The sequence below is a fragment of the Streptomyces physcomitrii genome, assembly GCF_012273655.1.
GTDB lineage: Bacteria > Actinomycetota > Actinomycetes > Streptomycetales > Streptomycetaceae > Streptomyces > Streptomyces physcomitrii.
On record NZ_JAAWWP010000023.1, the window covers coordinates 76,380 to 96,599 of the forward strand.

Sequence of the window (20,220 nt, forward strand, 5' to 3'; positions counted from 1 at the left end):
CCGGGCGCGATGACCTTCTTCGAGTTCTTCGCCCAGAACCGGGCGGACGTCCTGGACGCCACCGTCGAGCACGCCGTCCTGGTCCTGGAGGGCCTCGGCCTCGCCGTGCTCATCGGCCTGCCGGTGGCGGTCCTCACCTACCGCACCGGCTATCCGCGGGCCGCCGTCCTCGGCGTCGCGGGCCTGCTCCTGACCATCCCGTCCTACGCCCTCTTCGGCCTGCTCATCACCCCGCTCGGCCTCGGCAACGGCCCCTCGATCGTCGCGCTCACCCTCTACGCGCTGCTTCCGGTGCTGCGCAACGCGATCGTCGGGCTGCGCGAGGTCGACCCGGCGGTCACCGAATCCGCCCGCGCGATGGGCATGGGCAGGCTGCGCGTCCTCACCACGGTGGAACTCCCGCTGGCCTGGCCGGTGGTGCTCGCCGGGCTGCGGGTCGCCACCCAGCTGCTGCTCAGCATCGCCGCCATCGCCGCCGCCGTGAACGGCCCCGGCCTCGGCAACCTCATCCTCGACGGGCTGGCCACCGCCGGCACCCCGTTCGCCGTCTATCTGACCCTGGAGGGCGCCGCGGGCATCGTCGTACTCGCCGTGCTCTTCGAGCTTCTGTTCGCCGCCGTCAACCGGCTCACCACACCACGAGGGCTCGGTGCCTGAGATGACACAGTCCGACACCCCGCAGCAGACCCCGGGCGAGCGCACCATGATCCGCCTGGACAAGCTCACCAAGCGCTACCCCGGGCAGCCGGGAGCCGCCGTCGAGGAGCTGACCCTCGACATCCCCGCGGGCAGCATCGTGGTCTTCGTCGGCCCCTCCGGCTGCGGCAAGACCACCACGATGAAGCTGATCAACCGGCTCATCGAGCCCACCTCGGGGCGCATCCACCTCGACGGCCAGGACGTCACCCGGATCCCGGTGCACCAGCTGCGCCGCCGCATCGGCTACGCCATCCAGCAGGGCGGGCTCTTCCCGCACCGCACCGTCGCCGACAACATCGCGACCGTGCCGAAGATGCTCGGCTGGGACAGGGCCCGGATCACCGCCCGGGTGGACGAGCTCCTGGAGATGGTCGGGCTCGACCCCGAGGCCTACCGCGGGCGCCGCCCCGGTCAGCTCTCCGGCGGGCAGCAGCAGCGGGTGGGCGTCGCCCGCGCGCTCGCGGGCGACCCGCAGGTGATGCTCATGGACGAACCCTTCGGCGCCATCGACCCGCTCAACCGCGAGGCCCTGCAGAACGAGTTCCTGCGCATCCAGGCCCGGCTGCACAAGACCATCGTCTTCGTCACCCACGACATCGACGAGGCGGTGAAGATGGGCGACCGCATCGCGCTCTTCGGCGACGGCGGCCGGGTGCTCCAGTACGACACCCCCGAGCGCCTCCTCGCCGACCCCGCGGACCGCGCGGTGGCCGAGTTCATCGGCGCGGGCGCTGCCGTCCGCAGGCTCTCGCTGGCCCGTATCGGCTCGCTCGCGGTCCCCGGACCGCCGGTGGTCGAACGCGCCGCGGACGCCCAGGCCCGGGCCGCCGCGCTCGCCAGGGCCGCGGAGTCGGGCGAGGAGTACGTCCTGGTGGTGGACGAGGACCGGCGCCCGGTGGCCTGGCTCGCCACCGCGGGCGCCCGGCGGCCCGGCGAGGGCCCCGCGGCGGGCGAGGAGGTCCCGCTCCTGACGCCCATGGGCCCCGGACACACCCTCTTCGACGCCCTCGACCACATGCTCTCCTCGAACGCCTCCGCGGTCGCGGTGGTCGACGGCGACGGGCGCTACCGGGGTGTCCTCGGCATGGACGCGGTGCGCACCCTCATCAACAGCCAGGCCCTGCACACCGCCGACGGCAGCAAGCTCCAGGAGGTGTGACGGCCGTGTCCGCCTCCACCACCACCGCGACCGCCGCCGTCACCGCCCCGGCCGCCCCGCCGCCGGAGCGGAGCACCGCCCGCGCCGTGCTGCGCCGCCTGCCGACACCGCTCGGGGTGGGCCTGGTGCTCGCCGGGCTCTCCTGGCACGTCTCCCGCCAGGACCTCGACCTCATCGAGCAGCGCAGCCTCAACTCCGAGTACCTGGTGAGCCGTACGCTCCAGCACATCGAGCTGACCGCCGTGGCGACCGTGCTCATCCTCCTGATCGCCCTGCCCCTCGGGGTGCTGCTCACCCGCGGCTGGGCGCGCCCGCTGGCCGGGCCGATCCTGGCGCTCGCCAGCATCGGGCAGGCGATCCCCTCGCTCGGCCTGATCGTGCTGCTCGCGGTCGCCTTCGTCAGCCTCGGCGTCACCCAGATCGCGCTGATCGCCTTCGTCCTCTACGGGGTCCTTCCGGTGCTGCGCAACACCATCGCCGGACTCCAGCAGGTCGACGACTCCGTCATCGAGTCGGCCCGCGGGATGGGCATGACGCCGGGCGCCGTCCTGTGGCGCATCGAACTGCCGCTCGCCACCCCGGTGATGCTCGCCGGGATCCGTACCGCCCTGGTGATCACCGTCGGCACGGTCGCCCTCGCCACCTTCATCGGCGCGGGCGGACTCGGCGACGTCATCTCCAACGGCATCAACTCCAGCCGCACCCTCGTCCTGGTCACCGGCAGCCTCCTCGTCGCCGCCCTCGCCCTGCTCCTCGACTGGCTGGCCGGAATCGCCGAGGACCTGCTGCGCCCGCGCGGCGTGTGAACCGCCCCGACCGAAGCCCCGTCTTCCCGAACAGGAGGCACCCCTTGCCGCACCAGGCACGCCGGTCCGTCAGGCCGCCTGCTCCCCTCAGGCGGACCGGCGCCGCCCTCGCCGCCCTCGCCGCGCTGACCCTCAGCTCCTGCTCGGCGGAGTCCGGGTCCACCTCGGTGAGCGCCGCCGACCTGCGCGGCGGCTCACTGAGCCGGGACGTCGACCTCTCGGGGGCCCGCTTCACGGTGGGCTCCAAGGAGTTCACCGAGCAGAAGATCCTCGGCAAGATCACCCTCTACGCGCTGCGCGCCGCGGGCGCCCGCACCGCCGACCAGACCGGCCTCAACGGCTCGGCCATCGTCCGCGCCGCCCTGGAGAGCGGTGACGTCGACCTCTACTGGGAGTACGCGGGCACCGGCTGGACCCAGTACCTGGGGCACGACAAGCCGGTGGCGGGCGAGCGCGCCCAGTACCGGGCCACCTCCACGCAGGACGCGAAGCGCAACGGCATCCGCTGGCTCGGCCCCGCCGCCTTCGGCGACCAGTACGCCATCGCCCGCGCCGCCGACGCCGAGGGCCCGGTGGGCGAGGTCGACAGGCTCAGCCAGCTGAAGGACCTCGCCGACGGCCACCGGGACAAGCTGACCCTGTGCGGCGCCTCGGAGTTCCTCGACCGCGAACTCGGGCCCTTCCAGAAGACGTACGGGATCGAGATCCCCTCGGCGCAGGTGTACCAGAACGCCTTCGCGCTGAACTTCGTCAACGTCGCCAAGGGCAGCCCCTGCCAGTTCGCGGAGGTCTTCACCACCGACTCCCGCCTGGAGTCCCTCGACCTGAAGGTGATCGAGGACGACCGGCACCACTTCACCAGCGAGCCCGCCGCCCTCACGGTGCGCGAGAAGACGCTGAAGGACCATCCCGAGCTGGAGAAGCTGGCCCGCGCGCTCGGCGCGAAGCTCACCGAGAAGGCGGTCATCAAGCTGCTCGGCATGGTCGACCAGGACGGGAAGACCCCGGACGAGGCCGCCCTGTACTTCCTGCGGGAGAACGGGTTCATCGGCCGGTGAGCGACAGGACACCACCGGCCGAGCAGGCACTACCGCACCAGCAGGAGAGGACGTGAGGACCTTGCGCGTGGCGCTCGCGCAGACCGACTGCGCACTGGGCGACGTGGACGCCAATACGGAGACCGCCCGCCGGACCGTCGAGGCGGCGGCCGCCCAGCGGGCCGATGTCGTCGTCTTCCCCGAACTCAGCCTGCACGGCTACTCCTTGGGCGCCGTGCCGCAGGACGAGTCGATCGGCGCGCACGATCCTCGGCTCACCGCGCTCTCCGAGGCCGGCCCCGACGTCCTGGCCGGCTTCCACGAGGACGGCGGCCTCAGGCGCTACAACTCGGCGGGCTACTACTCCCGGGGCGCCTGCCTGCACACCCACCGCAAGCTCTATCTGCCCAACTACCTGGAGTGGGAGGAGCGCAAGCACGCCAGCCCCGGCCACGCCCTGCGCGCCTTCGACACCCCCCACGGCCGGGCCGCCACCCTCATCTGCAACGACGCCTGGCAGCCGGTGCTGCCCTGGCTCGCCGCGCAGGACGGCGCCGAGGTGCTCTTCGTGCCCACCAACAGCGCCTCGGGGCTCGCGCCCGGCGCGGTGGACACCGCCGAGTACTGGCGCGACCTGCTGGTGAACATCGCCCGCATGCAGCAGTGCTGGGTGGTCTTCGTCAACCGGGTCGGCAACGAGGGCAAGGCTTCATTCTGGGGCGGCTCCCGGGTCATCGACCCCTGGGGCGAGGTCGTCGCCCAGGCCCCCGAGGAGAGCGCCGCGCTGACCGTCGTCGACCTCGACATCGGCGCGGTACGGCGCCGCCGCCGCGAGATGCCGCTCCTGGAGGAGGCCCGCTTCGGGCTGGTCTCGCGCGAGGTGGCCCGGCTGATGAGCGAGGGCGTCGACTGACCGCCCCGGGCACCGGCCCGCGCCGCCTCACCCTTCCGGCCGACCCCGCGGGGCGGGCGGATCGCCGCGGGGTGCGCGGGCCCCCGGGCCGTGTTTGGCTGGGCCGGATGTCCCACCCGGCGGACGACCGTACCGGCGAAGGAGCCCGAGGTGCCCGAACCGCAAGCGCAGAACCGGCCCCCCGCCCGCTACGACGATCTGCGCGCCCTCTTCGTCAACTGCACCCTCAAGCGCTCCCCGGAGCAGAGCAACACCCAGGGCCTGGTGGACATCAGCGCCGGGATCATGGCGCGGCAGGGCGTCCGGGTCGGGCAGATCCGCGCCGTCGACCACGACATCGCGCCCGGGGTGCGCCCGGACATGACCGAGTACGGCGCCCCGCACGACGACTGGCCCGCCCTGTTCGAGCAGGTCGCCGCCGCCGACATCCTGGTCCTGGCCGGACCCATCTGGCTCGGCGACAACAGCTCGGTGGCCAAGCGCGTCGTCGAGCGCCTCTACGGCGCCTCCGGGGTGCTCAACGACCGCGGCCAGTACGCCTATTACGGCAAGGTGGGCGGCTGCCTCGTCACCGGCAACGAGGACGGCGTCAAGCACTGCGCCATGAACCTCCTCTACAGCCTCCAGCACATCGGCTACACCATCCCGCCGCAGGCCGACTCGGGGTGGATCGGCGAGGCGGGCCCCGGGCCCAACTACCTCGACCCCGGATCCGGCGGCCCGGAGAACGACTTCACCAACCGCAACACCACCTTCATGACCTGGAACCTCCTCCATCTGGCCCGGCTCCTGAAGGACAGCGGCGGCATCCCGGCCCACGGCAACCAGCGCTCCGAGTGGGACGCGGGCTGCCGCTTCGACTTCGACAACCCGGAACACCGCTGACCCGCGGCGCCCCGACAACTCCCTTACGCCCCGCGGTACTTCGCCCCGTCCTCCCCGGACCCACCGGCTGAAACACAGGTGGGTCTACCTACCGCTTCCCGGATTGTTCCGGCCCCGAGCCCGCCCGAGGGTGAGCCCGGTACGCCGAGCAAGGAAGTGGAAGGGAGAGGACCAGATGTCCCATCGCAGAGGTGCCGCCGCCCGGATCGCGGCCATGTCCACCGGAGCCGCCCTGGTGCTGGCCGCGGCGGTCGCCGCCCCCGTCATGGCCGAGGAGTCCGGTACCCAGGAGAGCCCGCGCGCCTACCCGCGCGCCGTGCACGCCCCGGCGCAGTTGCCGGGCGCACAGCAGGACGGGCCCGGCGCCGACCGGTACCGCGGACCGCAGCCCGTCGTCGGGGGGCACGAGGCCGCCGAGGAGGTGCCGTTCATCACCGCCCTGTACACCGGCGGCCAGTTCAGCTGCACCGCCTCGCTCGTCTCCGCCCACTGGGTGCTGACCGCGGAGCACTGCGTCGGCAGCGGCCACACCGTCCGGGTGGGCTCCCTGGACCGGGAGAGCGGCGGCGAGACCGCCGAGGTCACCGAGGCGGTACGGGAGCCCTCCGGCTCCGATGTCGCCCTGCTGCGCATCGACAAAGACATCGACACCGAGTACGCGGTGCTCGGTGAGCCCGGCGATGTCGCCACCGGCACCCGGGAGCGCGTCTACGGCTGGGGCTACACCCGCTCCGACTGGACCCAGCTCGCCGACCGGCTCAAGTACTCGGAGGGCTCGGTCTACGACGACAACTGCAACGTCCTCGGCGCCACTCTGTGCCTGGACAACGACGGCGACACCGCGGGCGGCGACTCCGGCGGCCCGATGCTGACCGGCGACGGCAAGCTCGTCGGGACCTGCACCGCGGGCAACAAGCCCACCGACGGCTCCGGCTTCGGCGCGTACAGCGACATCACCCGGTACCGCGACTGGATCGACGAGACGATCGCGGGCTGAACCCGGCGCGCCGCCCGGGGCCGAGGAGCCCCGCGCGCCGCCCGGGGCCGAGGAGCCCCGCGCGGCGCCCGGCCGCCCGGCTACCGGGACCGCCTCGCCGAGCCGGTCCCGGTAGCCGGGCGCCACCTTGTCGGCCCCTTGGCGCGGTGATATATATGCCGCACCCTGGGCCGTACTTGACCTGACCTTGACCTCGCAGGGCCGGACGGAGCCGCGCTGACCACGCCCCGCCCCTCCGGCCGGGCATGCCGCACACGGGGGGACGCATGGACGAGAACGTGTGGGGCGAGCGGCTGCGGCGCGTCCTGTCCGACCCCGAGGCCCGGCCCGTGCTCTTCCTCCTGGAAGGCGTGGCGGGCTCCGGCAAGAGCACCCTGGCCGGGCGCCTCGGCCAGCTCGCCCGCTCCCTCGGCAGCGCCCCGCTGTGCCTGTCCTTCTCCTCCTCCGGCGCCTTGCTGGCCCCCGACATCGCCCGCCGGGCCCCCGAGCCCGCGGCCCACCGCACCGGGGGAGTGGCCGCCCTCCTCGACCAGAGCGCCCCCGCCTTCCTCCTCGCCGAGGACGTGCAGCGGGCCGGGGCCGAGGACCTCGCCGCGCTGCGCGCCCGCGTCGAACGCGCCCCCCGCGGCACCGCCACCCTCGTCACCTACCGCCCCGAGGAACTCCCGCTGCCGGGGCTGCCGTTCGGGCTCCCGGCGGCCTACCCCGGCGAACTCGCCGTCCTGCGCGGGCGGACCCAGCCGCTGAGCGTGCAGCAGATCCGCCGGACGGCCTTTCGCACCCTCGGCAGCGAACGCAGCCCGCACCGGCTCGTCGCCCATGTGCACCGCAGGACCGGCGGCATCCCCCAGGTCGTGCACGACGTACTGCAGTCGCTGGTGGACGCGGGCAGCAAGGAGGCCTGCTTCTCGGTGCACGACGTGGACGCGGTGGGCGTACCGGTGCGGCTCGCCGAGCTGACCGCCGCCCGGCTGCACGCCCTCGGCGGCCCCGCCCGCCGCGTCGCCGGGGCCGCCGCCGTCCTCGACGAGCCGGTGGGCACCGCCGAACTGCTGCATGTCGCGCAGCTGCGCGGCCCCGAGGGGCGGCGGGCACTGGCCGAGGCGGTACGGGGCGCGCTGCTCCAGGAGTGCGCCGAGAACCGCTACGGCTTCGCGGTGCCGCTCGCCGGAACCGTGCTCTACGAGGCGCTGCCCGGCCCCGAGCGGGAGGAACTGCACCACCGGGCCGCCGAGGTGCTGACCCGGAGGCGCCCGGTGCCGTGGGTGCATGTCGCCGACCACCGCCGCCGCAGCGGACGCCACCGCGGCTGGCTGCGCGCCGTCGAGCGGGCCGCCGGCGAACCCGCCGCCTTCGCCGACCACGACGCCGCGATGCGCATGATGAAGCCGGTCTTCGCCGCCGCCGAGATCCCCCAGGACGTACGCGGCCGCCTCGCCCTGCGCCTCGCCCGCAACGCCGTCCTCACCCTGCCCTCGGGCCGCACCGCCGAGGTGCTGCGCCAGATCATCGCCTCCCAGGGCCTCGCGCACGGCTTCCGCGGCGAGATCCGCCTCGAACTCGGGCTGCTGCTCAACAGCCGCCTGGAGGACGTCCAGGGCCGCCGGGAACTGGAGCGCGCCGTCAGCGAACTCAAGGACCGCCCCGAACTCGCCGTCCGCGCCATGGCCGCGCTCTCCAACCCCTTCTTCGTCGGCTCACCGCTGCGCGGGAACCTGCGCTGGCTGGAGCGCGCCGAGCAGACCGCCGCCGCCTCCGGGAACGCCGTCGCGCGCACCACCGTCGCCGCCGCCCGGGTGACCGTCGCCACCAACTGCGGGGACCCCGAGGCCTGGCACCACCTGGAGCAACTGCCCGCCCCGGGACAGGCCCTGACGGACCGTGAGCACGAGCACGTGGCCCGGGGCCTCGGCAACGCCGCCTGCGGCGCGGTCTTCCTCGGCCACTACCGCCGCGCCGCCGAACTCCTGGAGCGCGCCGACAAGTTCACCGCCACCATGGGGGCGCCCTTCCTGGAGCAGTGCAACAAGGGCACCGCCCTGCTGCTCGACTTCGAGTCTGGCCGCTGGGAGGGCCTGGCCGAGCGGTGCCGGGAGCTGGTCTCCGAGGTCGGCATCAGATCCGACGCCCAACTGGTGCTCGGCCAGCTGGCCCTGGCCCGCGGCGAATGGGCCGAGGCCGAACGCTGGTGGCCCCAGGACCTGGGCACCCCGACCAGTTTCGCCCCCGGGGTGCCCTACGCCTCCGCGGTCGCCGGCTGCCTGCTGCGGCTCGCGCTCGCCCGCCGCCAGGACGAACTCGCCGTCCAGGCCGCGGAGAAGGCCTGGACGCGGCTGCGCCACAAGGGCGTCTGGGTCTGGGGCGCGGCCCTCGCCCCCTGGGCCCTGGAGGCCTGGACCCGCACCGGCCGCCTCGCCGAAGCCCGCCGCGCCCTCGCCGAGTTCGCCGCGGGACTCGACGGCACCGACGCGCCCACCGCCGCCGCCACCCTGCACTGGTGCCGCGCCGTCCTCGCCGAGGCGAGCGGTGAACCGGCCGCCGCCCGGGCCCACTTCACCGAGGCCAGCACCCGCTTCGCCCGCCATCCGCGCCCCTACGCCGCCGCCCTGACCCTGGAGGGCGCGGGCCGCTGCGGGCTCGCCGTGCCGGGCGCCGCCCCCGAGGCGGTAGGCGAACTCGGCGCCGCCGTCGCCCAGTTGGAGGAGCTGGGCGCCGCCTGGGACTGCGCCCGGGTCCGGTCCACGCTGCGCGAGGCCGAGTCCGCGGCGCGCGGCGAGGACGAGGCCCCGGCGAAACCGCGCGGCCGCCCCGGCTACGGCGACAAGCTCTCCCCCCGGGAACGCGAGGTGGCCGACCTCGCCACGGCGGGCCTGACCAACCGCGAGATCGCCCATACGCTGCACCTCTCGCCGCGCACCGTGGAGCACCACATCGCCCGCGCCATGCAGAAGACCGGCACCCAGTCACGGCTCGGCCTCGGGCGCGCGCCGCGCTCCTGAGCGGGCCGCCCCGCCGTCGCGCCCGAGGTTCCGCCGCCTCAGTCCTGGTGGCGTCCGTCGCGGCCGGGGCCGCCGGAGAGCCCGTCCTCGCCGGGACCGAGGGCGAGTGCCGAGACGGCGCTCAGGTGCGGCGGTCGCGGGCGGTCGCGGACATGGCATGGCCTCCAAGAGGCAGGTGAACGGTCCCGGCAATCACGCGCGCCCCCTCACAACCACCGCTGGTTGCACGCCCTTTGGGATGCCGAGCCCCTTTCGCCCAGTCGCCGGTTCCGCAACACCCGGCGCAGCGGCGGTGGTTGCCTTCAGTCCACCTCAACAGCCGCAGGGGGAGGGGGGAGTCGCAAATCCGCGGGTGTCCGGGGGCCTCACTCCGGGGTGCGGGCCGCCTCCTCGCGCCGCTGCGCCCGGTCGATCTCCGGCATGTGCTCCTCGGCCCAGGTGCGGAGCAGGGCGAGCGGCACCTCCAGGGAGAGGCCGAGCGGGGTCAGCCGGTAGTGCACCCGGGGCGGCACGGTGGGCTCCACCCGGCGGCTGACCAGGCCGTCGCGGTGGAGTGCCTGGAGCGTGGCCGAGAGCATCTTCTGCGAGATGCCCGGCATCCGGCGCTGGAGCTCCGCGAACCGCACCTCTTCCGGCTCCGCCTCGGCGAGCACCTTCACCGCCATCGAGGTCCACTTGGTGCCGATGCGGTCGAGCAGCCGGCGGGTCGGGCACGCGGGGTCGAAGAGGTCGCCGCGGGCCGCGCGCGAGGGGCCGGAGGCGGCCCGCGGGGCACCGTGCGGGGTACCGCTCGGGGAGGAGGTCACCTGGAGCTCACCACCTGTGGGGAAAGTGCGGTCTTGGCGTCTGGAGTGCGGTCACCTAGCGTTTTGTTGTCACCAAAGGTAACCGCTGTTGCGCGCGGCTGACCACCGTCGACGGCGCCGATCAAGGCAGCGCCGGTCAAGACGACTCCGGCCGACAGGACCACTCCGACCAAGGGGCCCGTATGTCCTCCGTACCGCTGTCCTCCGTACCGCCTCCCACCGCGCCCCCGCGGGCGCCCGCACCGGCCGTCGAGGAGCGCCGGATCCGGGCCAACGGCGTCGAGATCAATGTCGCCCTCTGCGGCGAGGGCCCGGCCGTCCTGCTGCTGCACGGGTTCCCGCACACCTGGCGGCTGTGGAGCGACCTCCTCGGCCCGCTCGCCGCGCACCACCGGGTGATCGCCCCCGACCTGCGCGGCCTGGGCGCGAGCAGCCGCGCCCCGCAGGGCTACGACGCGGGCACCCTCGCCGCCGACGCCGAAGCGCTCCTGGACGCCCTCGGCGAGCGCTCCGCCGCCGTCGTGGGCATCGACGCGGGCGCCCCGCCCGCCTTCCTCCTCGCCCTGCGCCGCCCCGGCCGGGTACGGCGGCTGGTGCTGATGGAGTCGCTGCTCGGGGGGCTGCCGGGCGCCGAGGAGTTCCTCGCCCAGGGGCCGCCGTGGTGGTTCGGCTTCCACGCGGTACCGGGGCTCGCCGAGACCGTGCTCGACGGCAACGAGGGGGCCTACCTCGACTTCTTCCTCGACGCGGGCACCCTCGGCGAGGGCGTCCGCCCCGGGGTCCGGGACGCCTTCGCCGCCGCCTACACCGGCCGCGAGTCGCTGCGCTGCGCCTTCGCGTACTACCGGGCGCTGCCCGAGAGCGCCCGCCAGCTCCGGGACGCCGTGCGCGCCGCGCGCCTGACGGTGCCCACCATGGCGATCGGCGCCGAGCCCGTCGGCCCGGCGCTCGAACGCCAACTACGGCCGCTGGCCGACGACTTGGAGGCCCACCGCATCGAGGACTGCGGCCATCTCGTCCCGCTGCACCGGCCCGAGGCGCTGCTCGCCCTGCTGCTGCCGTTCCTCGGCCGGTGACCGCGCGAGGCGCCCCTCACAGCACCCGCTGCCGCCGCCCCAGCCAGGTCTGGGCGACGACCACGACCGCGAGGAAGGCCCCGCTGACCACCTGCTGGTAGGCCGAGTCGAGGGAGCCGATCTGGTTGATGACGTTCTGGATCACCTTCAGGAGCAGCACCCCCACCAGGGAGCCGCTGATGAAGCCGAAGCCGCCGCTGAGCAGGGTGCCGCCGATGACCACCGCGGAGATCGCCTCCAGCTCCATGCCGGAGCCGAGGATGGTGACCCCGGAGACCAGCCAGGCGGCGTTGAGCGCGCCCGCGAGCCCGGCGCACAGCCCCGAGACCGTGTAGACGGCGATCTTCGTACGGGCCACGGGGGCGCCCATCAGCGCCGCCGCGTCCTCGTTGCCGCCGACCGCGTACACGTACTGCCCGAAGCGGGTGCGCCGGAGGACCAGGGCGCCGAGGCCGAAGAGGGCGAGGGTGATCCACACCGGGACGCCGAGGCCGAGCAGGGTCTCCTGGCCGAGGCTCGCGAAGACGGTGTCCTTGTCGACGAGATAGGTGGTGGAGCCCTCGTCGGTGACGGCGAGCAGGATGCCGCGGGCGCCGAGCATCGCGGCGAGCGTGACGATGAAGGGCGCGAGCCCGGAGCGGGCGATGAGCAGCCCGTTGACCACCCCGACCAGCCCGCAGACGGCGAGCGGGAGCAGCAGCGCGACCAGGGTGCCGTACTGCGAGCCCCAGGCCGCGAGCACACCGCCGAGCGCGAAGAGCGAGCCGACCGAGAGGTCGATGCCGCCGGTGACGATCACGAAGGTCATGCCGAGCGCGACCACGGCGAGGAAGGCCGAGGAGAGCGCCATGTTCTGGAGGTTGTCGCCGGTCAGGAAGGTGTCGAAGCTCAGCGAGGCGGCGATCACCGCGATCACCAGGGTGACCAGGGCGCCGTGCTGCTGGGCCAGGGCGCTGAGGCGTTCGGCCCGGGTGGCGCCGAGCGGTTCGGCACCCGGCGGGGCCTCCTTGCGTACCGGACTGCCGATGTCTGCGGTGGTCATCGCTTCCCCCGTTCCCGGGCCGCGTACACGGCGAGGACGATCACCACGGCCTGGGCGATCTGTGTCCACGACGGCGGCAGGTCGTGCTTGATGAGCGTGGCGGTGAGCAGCTGGATGAGCACGGCGCCCGCCACGGTGCCGCCGATACGGACCCGGCCGCCGCTGAGCGGGGTGCCGCCGACCACGACCGCGGTGATCGCGGAGAGCTCCATCAGCGTCCCGAGCGAGGTGGGGTCGCTGGCGGTGAGCCGGGCCGTGGCGAGCACTCCGGCGAAGGCGGCGAGCGCGCCGCACAGGACGTAGACGAGGATCAGGACCCGGCGCACCGGCAGGCCGGCGAGCTGGGCGGCGGGCCGGCTGTCGCCGATGGCGAGGAGCTGGCGGCCGAAGGTGGTGCGCCGCACCACGAAGGCGACCAGCAGGGCGAGCCCGGCCGCGATCAGGACGAGGTAGGGGACGCCGAGCAGGTCGCCGGAGCCGAGGGCCGCCATGTCCGGGTCGTTGACCTGCTTGAGCTGCGGGAGCATCACCAGGGCGAGTCCGCGCCCGGCGACCATCAGGGCGAGGGTGGCGACGATGGGCTGGACGCCGACGAAGGCGACCAGGGAGCCGTTGGCGAGTCCGACAACGATGCCACCGAGCAGCGCGGCGAGCAGCGCGATCCACACCCCGTAGCCGAGGTAGAGCGAGATCAGCGAGGTGGACAGGGCCATCACCGAGCCCACCGACAGGTCCACGCCCTCGGTGCCGATGGCGAGCGCCATGCCGAGGGCGACCACCAGGACGGGCGCGACCTGCACGGCCTGGGTGCGGAAGTTCTCGCCGGAGAGGAAGTGCGGGGTGAAGGCGATGTTGACGAGCAGCAGGACCAGGACGCCGAGGTAGACGCCGTACTCCTGGAGGAGGCGCAGGAGCCGCGCCCGGTCGGCGCTCACCCGGCCCAGGGTCAGTTCAGTCACGGCTCTCTCCTGCGGGTGCGGCGATGGCGCGCATCAGCCGGTCCTCGGTCACCTGGTCGCCGGTCAGCTCCTCGACGACGGCGCCGTCCTTGAGGACCACGACCCGGTCGGAGCCCTCGATCAGCTCCTCCATGTCGGAGGAGATCAGCAGCACGCCGAGGCCGTCCGCGGCGAGTTCGTCGATGAGCTTCTGCACCTCCGCCTTGGCGCCGACGTCGATGCCGCGGGTGGGTTCGTCGAGCAGCAGCACCTTCGGGTTCATCGCGAGCCAGCGGGCGAGCAGCACCTTCTGCTGGTTGCCGCCGGAGAGTTCGCCGACCTTCTGGTGTGCGCTGGACGCCTTGATGCGCAGCCGCTTGACGAAGGTGTCGACGATGCGGTCGATCCGCGCCTCGTCGACCAGGCCGAAGCGGGAGAGCCCGGGCAGCGCGGCGAGGGCGATGTTCTCGCGCACCGAGAGGCCCGGCACGATGCCCTCCGCCTTGCGGTCCTCGGGCAGCAGGCTGATTCCGGCGCGGATCGCGGCGGGGGTGGAGCCGCCGCGCACCCGGGTCCCGGCGACGGTGACCCGGCCGGAGTCCACCGGCAGGGCGCCCGCGAGGGCCTTCGCGGTCTCGCTGCGGCCCGAGCCGAGCAGTCCGCCGAGGCCGAGCACCTCGCCGGGGCGGATGTCGAGGGAGACCTCGCTCAGTCGGTGACGTGCCGTCAACTCCTCGGCCCGCAGCACCGGTTCGCGTCCGGCGTCGTGCTCGCCGGTGAACTTGGTCAGGCCCTCGTCCTGGACCGTGTCCATGTCCCGGCCGAGCATCAGGGAGACCAGGCGCAGCCGGTCGAGCCCGGCCAGCGGTCCGGTGTGCACCACCTTGCCGTCGCGCAGCACGGTGACGGTGTCGCAGATCGCGTACAGCTCGTCCATGCGGTGGCTGACGTAGATGACGGCGATGCCGCGCTCGCGCAGCATCCGGATCACCCCGAAGAGGGTCGCCACCTCGCGGGGTTCGAGCGAGGAGGTCGGCTCGTCCATCAGGACGACCCGGGCGTCCACCGCGACCGCGCGGGCGAGGGCCACCATCTGCTGGGCGCCGACGCCGAGTTCGCGCAGGGGACGGCGGACGTCGACCCGCACGCCCAGCTCGGCGAGTGCCCGCTCCGCCTCCCGGTGCATCCGGCGGAAGTCGATCAGCCCGAGGCGGCCCCGGGGTTCGCGGCCTAGGAAGAGATTGCGGGCCACGCTCATCAGGGGGACGAGGTTGACCTCCTGGTAGATCGTGGAGATGCCCGCCTGCTGCGCGTCGAGCGGGGTGGCGAAGGAGACCTCGCGCCCGTCATACGTCAACGTGCCCCCGGGGTCGGGCCGGTGGACCCCGGTGAGCAACTTGATCAGGGTGGACTTGCCGGCGCCGTTCTCGCCGACGAGGGCGTGCACCTCCCCGGCGCGCGCGGTGAACTCGACGCCGTCGAGCGCGCGCACGCTGGGGAAGGTCTTGCTGAGTCCGGAGACCGACAGCATGTCAGTAGGCCTTGTCCACATCGGACTTGGCGTTGTCCTCGGTATAGGCGCTGTCCTTGATGACGATCTCCTGGGAGACCTTCCCGCCCTGGGCGAAGGAGTCCAGGGTGGTGAAGGCGAGCGGCCCGAAGCGCGGGTTGGACTCGATGACTCCGGAGATCCAGCCGTCCACGATGCCCTGGACCGCGTTGCGGGTGCCGTCCACCGTGACGATCTTGACGGCGCCGGCCTTCTTGCCCGCGCCCTTGAGGGCGTTGACCGCGCCGAGGCCCATCTCGTCGTTCTCCGCGTAGATCCCGTCGATGCCCGGCTTGGACTGGATCAGCTGCTCGGTGACCTGCTGGCCCTTCTCGCGGGCGAACTCGCCGGTCTGCTTGAAGACCACCTTCAGGCCCGGGGCCTTCTCCTTCAGCCGCTCCTCGAAGCCCTTGGTGCGCTCGGTGGTGACGTTGTTCCCGGCGGCGCCGAGCAGGATCGCCACCGTGCCCTTGCCGCCGGTCGCCTCGATCATCCGGTCGGCTGCGCGCCGGCCCTGCTCCACGAAGTCGGAGCCGATGAAGCTGACGTAGTCCTTGCAGGGCTCGGCGTTGATCTTGCGGTCCACGGTGACGATCGGGATGTGCCGGGCGGCGGCGGAGCGCAGCACCGGCTCCCAGCCGTCGGAGTTCAGCGGCGCGATGACGAGCAGGTCGGCGCCCTTGGCGATGAGGTCCTGCACATCGCTGATCTGCTTGGAGAACTGCGACTGGGCGTTGGCGGTGAGCAGCTTGACCCCGCGCTTCTTCGCCTCCGCCTTGATCGAGGCGGTCTCCGCGATCCGGAAGGGGTTGGCCTCCTTCTCCGACTGCGAGAAGCCGACGGTGGCGTTCTTCAGGTCGAGCTTCTTGCCGCCGTAGGCGTCGATGGTGCAGGTCTCGCCGCCGGAGGTATCCGAGGAGGCGGCCGCCTCCCCGCCCTCCTGGGCCGAGGACTTCTTGTCCCCGTCGCCCTCGTCCTCGGACTTGGCGCAGCCGGAGGCGAGGACCAGGCCGGTGAGCAGCCCGGTGGCGAGCAGCGCTCTGGCGGAGGTACGGCGGCGGAATGCGGTCGACTTCATGAGATCCCCAAGTGGCGCGGCCCCTGGCGCACACAGCGCTCGCGGGGGAGATTGGGTACGGGCGGGTCAACTGGCCGTTCAGGTGAGGGTTTTACATCGTTGGAAGAGCGCTGTAAACCCTCTGCTCCGAAATCCACGGGAGAGGGCGCGCGGCCCGCCCCTCAGCGCCGCCCCAGAGTGCTCTCCCGCTCGATCAGCTCGAACTCGGCGGTCAGTTCCCGCCCTTGGGGGCTGGCCTGCGGGTTCTTCAGGGTGCGCAGCAGCGATTCGACGGCGAGCCGGGCGATGGCCCGCTTGTCCGGCGAGACCGTGGTCAGGGTCACCGCGCCGAACCGCCCCTCGGCGATGTCGTCGAAGCCCACCACCGCCACGTCCCAGGGCACCCGCAGCCCGCGTTCGTGCAGCACCCGCATGGCGCCGATGGCCACCAGGTCGTTGTACGCGAACACCGCGTCCGGGCGCACCCCGGCGTCCAGCATCCGCGCCATCGCCTCCGCGCCGTCGCCCCGGTCCCAGCCCGCGGTGGGCCCGATCAGCTCCTCCGGGGCGGGCAGCCCGGCCGCCGCCAACTCCTCGCGCCAGCCCGCGAGTCGCAGGTGGGCGGGCCGGTTGGCGGAGTCGGTGCGCGCGCCGAGGTAGGCGATACGGGTGCGGCCCCGGCCGAGGAGATGGCGTACCGCGAGGCGGGCGGCGGCGACGTTGTCGATGGCGATATGGGCGTAGGGCAGGTCGTACTCGCGCTCGCCGAGCAGGACGAGGGGGACGTCGTCCTCCCGGCTGCGCAGGTCCTCGACCTCCAGCTCCAGCGGGCTGAGGATGAGCCCGTCGATCACCCCGGCCCGGAAACCCTGGCTGACCAGGACCTCCCGCTCGCGTTCGCCGCCGGTGTGGTCCAGGAGCACGGTCAGGTCGTGTGCGGCGGCCTCGTCGATGACCGCGCCCGCGAGTTCGGCGAAGTACGGGTTGCCGAGCTCCGGCAGGGCGAGCGCGAGGATGCCGGTGCGGCCCTTGCGCAGATGACGGGCCGTCAGATTGGGCCGGTAGCCCAGCTCGTCGATGGCCGCCTGCACCCGGGCCCGCATACCCGGTGTGACGTGCTGATAGTTGTTCACGACGTTCGAGACCGTCTTGATCGAGACGCCGGCGCGTTCGGCGACGTCTTTCAGGCTGACCCGCAAGGAAGTCCTCCGCGTGGGTGGGTGGCCGCGGCCCCGGTCCGCCGCGGTGGGTTCCCGCGACGGTATGTCAGAGCCCTGGACAGAATTCCGAGAGCCGTGCTGTCATGCCAACTGCTCGTCCTTTCAACGTTGTACAGACTTCGGCAACGAGCCGCCACTCTTCCTCACACACCGGAGGATTCGTGCGCACCAAACGATTCAGAAGCAGCGCGGTCCTGCTCTTGGCCGCAGCGCTCTCGGTCACCGGACTGGCCGCGGCGCCACCGACCACCTCGGCGGCGGGACCGCCGGACAAGGCCCCCGAGGTCCACGGGCTCAAGGGGGACTACTACACCCAGTCCGCCCCGGGCGCCTTCGACTTCGACGAACTCAAGACCACCGGATTCGACCCGGACCTCGACTTCGGCGACCTCGAATCCCGGCTGGACTTCGCCACCGGGGCGCCGGACGACGCCAGCGTGCGCTGGACCGGGAAGCTGGTCCCCGAGGCCTCCGGCGCGCACACCTTCGCCATGAGCGGCGACAACGGCTTCCGCCTGTGGATCGGCGGGGAGCAGGTCATCGACCACTGGGTCGACGACTGGGACAACGAACAGACCTCCGAGCCCGTCGAGTTGACGGCGGGTCAGGAGTACGACATCAAGGTCGAGTACTTCGACCACTTCGGCGGGTCCAACCTCCATCTGCGCTGGACCCCGCCCGGCGGCGAGAAGGAGCCCGTACCGCAGTCCGCCTTCCGGCTGCCCGAGGACTTCGACTACGACGGCGCGCTCAGCACCACCGTGCAGCAGGACGGCCGCACCCTGCGCCTCGACTTCGCCCAGGACCTCGCCGCCCCTCCGGCCGGACTGACCGACCATGTGGAGGCCGTCGTCGGCGGCGCCAAGTGGCCGCTGGACACGGCCAAGTTGGACCCCGAGGACCCGAGCGCCCTGCTCGTCGGCCTCGGTGAACCGGTGGTCGGCAACAAGGACGGCACCGCCCGCGGCACCGTCGACCTGCGCTACGACGGCGAGGGCGGCCTCAGCGGCACCGGCCCCGGGACCGAGGTCGGCACCTTCTGGAGCAGCGGCCCCAACAAGTCCACCTACGAGCTGCGTACCGAGTGGGCCGACGACGTGACCCCGGAGAACGCGCACCGGGAGTACCCGCGCCCGCAGCTCACCCGGGACGACTGGCAGAACCTCAACGGCGAATGGCAGTTCGCCGGTGCCGAGAAGGGCGAAGAGCCCCCGGTCGGCAAGGACCTGGACGAGAAGATCCTGGTGCCCTACCCGGTCGAGTCCCAGCTCTCCGGCGTCCAGCGCCACGAGGACCGGATGTGGTACAAGCGCACCTTCACCGTCCCGGACGACTGGAAGATCGGTGACGCCCGGCGCCTGAACCTCAACTTCGGCGGCGTGGACTGGAAGTCCGAGGTCTGGGTCAACGGCACCCGGGTCGCCGAACACACCGGCGGCTACGACAAGTTCAGCGCCGACATCACCAAGGCACTGAAGCCCGGCGGCAGTCAGGAGCTGATCGTCGGCGTCTACGACCCGACCGACGCCGAGGACGGCGAGAACCCGCCGCTGGGGAAGCAGCGACTGGACCCGAGCGGCATCTGGTACACCCCGTCCTCCGGCATCTGGCAGACGGTGTGGATGGAGCCGGTGGCGGCCGACCACGCCGACTCGCTGCAGCTGAGCCCCGACGTCAAGACCGGCACGGTGGGCGTCCAGCCGCGCGGCGTACGCGACGGAGTCCCGGTCACCGCCACCGCCTACGCGGACGGAAAGGAGGTCGCCACCGCGAGCGGCAGCACCGGCACCGCGCTGGAACTGAAGATCGGCGACCCGCACCTGTGGTCCCCCGACGACCCCTTCCTCTACGACCTGGAGGTGACCGTCGGCGAGGACCGCGTCGGCAGCTACTTCGGCATGCGCTCCATCGCCGTGGAGAAGGTGAACGGCACCCCGCGCACCGTGCTCAACGGCAAGCCCGTCTTCATGATGGCCACCCTCGACCAGGGCTTCTGGCCGGACGGACTGCACACCGCGCCGAGTGACGAGGCCCTCGCCTACGACCTCAAGATGCACAAGGAGATGGGCTTCAACTCGGTCCGCAAGCACATCAAGGTGGAGCCGGACCGCTGGTTCTACTGGGCCGACAAGCTCGGGCTCCTGGTCTGGCAGGACATGCCCTCGATGACCGCCGGGGTCGACCCGGACACCGAGTCCCGCGCCGAGTACGAGCGCGAGATGAAGACGATGATCGAGCAGCACGGCAACAGCCCCTCGATCGTCATGTGGGTCACCTTCAACGAGGGCTGGGGCCAGTACGACCAGGCCCGCATCGCCGACCAGGCCAAGGCCTGGGACCCGAGCCGCCTGGTCAACAACATGAGCGGCCTCAACTGCTGCGGCGCCGTCGACGGCAAGAACGGCGACATCGCCGACGCGCACGGCTATCCGAGTCCCCAACTGCCCGCGCCGGACGGCGAACGCGCCCTGGTCAGCGGCGAGTACGGCGGCCTCGGACTCGCGGTGCCCGGGCACGCCTGGTCGGTCCAGATGTCGTATGTGAACGTCGACCCGGAGACGTACACCGACGACTACGTGGCCAAGCTGGACGAGGTCCGCGCGCTCGCCTGCAAGGGCGGCAACGGCGCCGTCTACACGCAGATCTCCGATGTGGAGGGCGAGTTGAACGGTCTGCTCACCTACGACCGCAAGGTGGTCAAGCCGGATGTGCAGCGGATCAGGGCGGCCCACGAGTCCCTGATCCGGGACGCCTCGCAGCCCACCGTGCCGGGCTGCGCCTGACCGGCACCCCGCGCCGGGCCCTGACCCCCGGCGCGGGGTGCCCCGCACTTCCGGGTCCCGCACTTCGGGGTCCCGCACCTCCGGGCCCCGCACCTCCGGCCCGTGCATCGCCCGGTCCCGCCCGCCGTCCGGCGGCCCTCAGCGGCTCGGGCTCCACGACGCCCGCAGCGCCCCGGCCCGCACGACGGCCCGGGCCACCCGGCGGCCCCGCCCGGCTCGCTCCCGCGCGCGCCGGGCGGGGCCCACGCCCGCGC

At 72.9% G+C, this 20,220-nt stretch carries 16 protein-coding genes; 10 read left to right on the plus strand and 6 right to left on the minus strand.

What is annotated here, in order from left to right:
• The first annotated feature begins 9 nt into the window (after positions 1-9).
• The 8 genes from HFV08_RS27315 (at position 10) to HFV08_RS27350 (ending at position 9,495) form a co-directional block, all read left to right on the plus strand.
• Positions 10-657, plus strand: a complete 648-nt coding sequence (locus tag HFV08_RS27315; RefSeq protein ID WP_168543130.1) for an ABC transporter permease — start codon at positions 10-12, stop codon at positions 655-657.
• A 1-nt stretch (position 658) separates the two neighbouring features.
• Positions 659-1,858, plus strand: coding sequence for an ABC transporter ATP-binding protein (locus HFV08_RS27320; RefSeq protein ID WP_168543131.1), 1,200 nt, complete (start codon positions 659-661; stop codon positions 1,856-1,858).
• A 5-nt stretch (positions 1,859-1,863) separates the two neighbouring features.
• Positions 1,864-2,664 carry an ABC transporter permease gene (locus HFV08_RS31945; RefSeq protein ID WP_168543132.1) on the plus strand — a complete coding sequence of 267 codons (801 nt, stop codon included), beginning with the start codon at positions 1,864-1,866 and terminating at the stop codon, positions 2,662-2,664.
• A gap of 44 nt (positions 2,665-2,708) precedes the next feature.
• Positions 2,709-3,722 carry a glycine betaine ABC transporter substrate-binding protein gene (locus HFV08_RS27330; RefSeq protein ID WP_210430850.1) on the plus strand — a complete coding sequence of 338 codons (1,014 nt, stop codon included), beginning with the start codon at positions 2,709-2,711 and terminating at the stop codon, positions 3,720-3,722.
• A 52-nt stretch (positions 3,723-3,774) separates the two neighbouring features.
• Positions 3,775-4,614 (plus strand): nitrilase-related carbon-nitrogen hydrolase, encoded by an 840-nt coding sequence (locus HFV08_RS27335; RefSeq protein ID WP_312885847.1) that lies wholly within the window; start codon positions 3,775-3,777, stop codon positions 4,612-4,614.
• Between the two features lie 150 nt (positions 4,615-4,764).
• Positions 4,765-5,499: a flavodoxin family protein gene (locus HFV08_RS27340; protein ID WP_168543133.1), complete on the plus strand. Its 735-nt coding sequence runs from the start codon at positions 4,765-4,767 to the stop codon at positions 5,497-5,499.
• A gap of 175 nt (positions 5,500-5,674) precedes the next feature.
• Entirely contained in the window at positions 5,675-6,496 is an 822-nt protein-coding gene (locus tag HFV08_RS27345) for a S1 family peptidase (protein ID WP_168543134.1), read from the plus strand.
• A gap of 266 nt (positions 6,497-6,762) precedes the next feature.
• Positions 6,763-9,495 (plus strand): LuxR C-terminal-related transcriptional regulator, encoded by a 2,733-nt coding sequence (locus HFV08_RS27350; RefSeq protein WP_168543135.1) that lies wholly within the window; start codon positions 6,763-6,765, stop codon positions 9,493-9,495.
• A 365-nt stretch (positions 9,496-9,860) separates the two neighbouring features.
• On the opposite strand, the gene HFV08_RS27355 is transcribed toward HFV08_RS27350, so the two are convergent.
• Positions 9,861-10,301 (minus strand): winged helix-turn-helix transcriptional regulator, encoded by a 441-nt coding sequence (locus HFV08_RS27355; RefSeq protein ID WP_168543136.1) that lies wholly within the window; start codon positions 10,299-10,301, stop codon positions 9,861-9,863.
• A gap of 182 nt (positions 10,302-10,483) precedes the next feature.
• Between HFV08_RS27355 and HFV08_RS27360 the strand changes: the two genes are divergently transcribed.
• Complete coding sequence (locus tag HFV08_RS27360; RefSeq protein ID WP_168543137.1) at positions 10,484-11,377, plus strand: alpha/beta fold hydrolase; 894 nt, start codon at positions 10,484-10,486, stop codon at positions 11,375-11,377.
• Between the two features lie 16 nt (positions 11,378-11,393).
• Here the strand turns inward: HFV08_RS27360 and HFV08_RS27365 are convergent, their stop codons facing one another.
• The 5 genes from HFV08_RS27365 to HFV08_RS27385 form a co-directional block, all read right to left on the minus strand.
• Positions 11,394-12,419, minus strand: coding sequence for an ABC transporter permease (locus HFV08_RS27365; RefSeq protein ID WP_210430851.1), 1,026 nt, complete (start codon positions 12,417-12,419; stop codon positions 11,394-11,396).
• Positions 12,416-13,378 (minus strand): ABC transporter permease, encoded by a 963-nt coding sequence (locus HFV08_RS27370; RefSeq protein ID WP_168543138.1) that lies wholly within the window; start codon positions 13,376-13,378, stop codon positions 12,416-12,418. Before HFV08_RS27370 ends, HFV08_RS27365 begins: the two co-directional genes overlap by 4 nt.
• A complete protein-coding gene (locus HFV08_RS27375) occupies positions 13,371-14,888 on the minus strand; it encodes a sugar ABC transporter ATP-binding protein (RefSeq protein ID WP_168543139.1) in 1,518 nt (505 codons plus the stop codon). The genes HFV08_RS27370 and HFV08_RS27375 overlap by 8 nt, the downstream gene beginning before the upstream one ends.
• A 1-nt stretch (position 14,889) precedes the next feature.
• Positions 14,890-15,984: an ABC transporter substrate-binding protein gene (locus HFV08_RS27380; protein ID WP_168543140.1), complete on the minus strand. Its 1,095-nt coding sequence runs from the start codon at positions 15,982-15,984 to the stop codon at positions 14,890-14,892.
• 161 nt (positions 15,985-16,145) lie between these two features.
• Positions 16,146-17,162, minus strand: a complete 1,017-nt coding sequence (locus HFV08_RS27385) for a LacI family DNA-binding transcriptional regulator (RefSeq protein WP_040246787.1) — start codon at positions 17,160-17,162, stop codon at positions 16,146-16,148.
• Between the two features lie 182 nt (positions 17,163-17,344).
• Here HFV08_RS27385 and HFV08_RS27390 point away from each other — a divergent pair, with 182 nt between their 5' ends.
• On the plus strand, positions 17,345-19,966 hold the full coding sequence (locus HFV08_RS27390) for a PA14 domain-containing protein (RefSeq protein ID WP_168543141.1): 2,622 nt from the start codon (positions 17,345-17,347) through the stop codon (positions 19,964-19,966).
• The last annotated feature ends 254 nt before the right edge of the window (positions 19,967-20,220 follow it).